This window comes from Methanococcoides seepicolus (assembly GCF_023684405.1).
Taxonomy (GTDB): domain Archaea; phylum Halobacteriota; class Methanosarcinia; order Methanosarcinales; family Methanosarcinaceae; genus Methanococcoides; species Methanococcoides seepicolus.
In genome coordinates, this window is the sequence record NZ_JAGSOI010000138.1 from 1 (window position 1) to 1,263 (window position 1,263).

Annotated in this window: 1 pseudogene; it reads left to right on the forward strand. The window is 33.7% G+C overall.

The annotated features are described in order from the left end of the window. Positions 1 to 99 precede the first annotated feature (99 nt). Positions 100 to 1,209 (forward strand): annotated as a pseudogene (locus KDK67_RS14080) (transposase). The last annotated feature ends 54 nt before the right edge of the window (positions 1,210 to 1,263 follow it).

Consider the following 1,263-nt stretch of genomic DNA (forward strand, 5'->3'; position numbering starts at 1 on the left):
AGAAAGTTAACTTAAAAACCTATTCCATTTTTCATTAACTCCACTACTTTTTCTGCAACAAATAGCCATCATTAGCTTATTAGAACTTATCCAGTCTTCATGGCTAAAACAACAACAATATATCGTGGAATGATTTTCGAGGACTCATTTGAAAATTATCTGGGCAGAGAAAGTGCATCAATTTGCCAATTCCTTCACTTTCTCCACATTGAAGATATTTCAAAGTACGTTGAACGTACTTATTACACCAACAAAAGTTGGCACTTTAAGTATAACATTTCCTCAATGATAAAACTCTTCATTGTAATGTGCTTTAGAAACTTATCCTATGATAAAACCATTTCCTCTTTAGATGAAGAAGAAGCTCTTATGCTATCCTTTTGTGATGAATATGGCTTAATAAAACTCCCCTCGGGAGGAACTTTACATCATTTTGTTAAATATCGATTAGGTGATGATGGACTAAACGAAGTAATGATGTTACTTGGTGAGAAAATCCTCAAACTTTCTCAAATAAAAGAAGCAAAGATAGATTCCACACCTCTTGAAGCATCCAGATATAACAATCATGCTGATTATAACGTACACTACAGATGCAAAATGGATAAGGCGCACATCACAATGGTAGGAACATATCCTGTTTTTATGACTTATACGAATGGTGTTAGTTCGGACTCTCCTGAACTTATCAAGCATATTGAAGCTCTAAAAAAGATGAATGCAGATTTTGATTTTTACTCTGCTGATGGTGGATATGATTCATTTCAAAACCATGCAGATATTTGGTATCACTTGGAAGCAAAACCAGTTATTGCATATTCATCAAATGCTGTTCTAAGCAAAGAAGGTGAAATTGGGAGAATTGATCATTGGGTAAATAAAATGTGGCAAATTAGTGGAGATATCCGAGCAAAAAATGATGAAAAACTCAAGTTCCTGTATGAAAATGGAAGGCAGGAGCAGGTTGGAATGTATCTTCGAAACTTGAATATTCGTGATGATCTATTTATGAATTAGTTAAAAAAAAGAGCAGAATGTGAAAGGATACATAGACACATGAAAGGTACTGTGAAATTTGATATCAGAACAGTAATGAATGGGAGTAGAGAGCTTTATTCAAAATTGAACTTTGTAGCATATCAATTGCTGGTGCTTACTGAGTTACAAAATAAGGTTGAAGGTAGTAATTTGTTTGGTAGTTTTTTTTAAGGAAGGTGTTATCAAACTAGAATGGGGGGAATTATGAGCTAATTTGAAATTCTC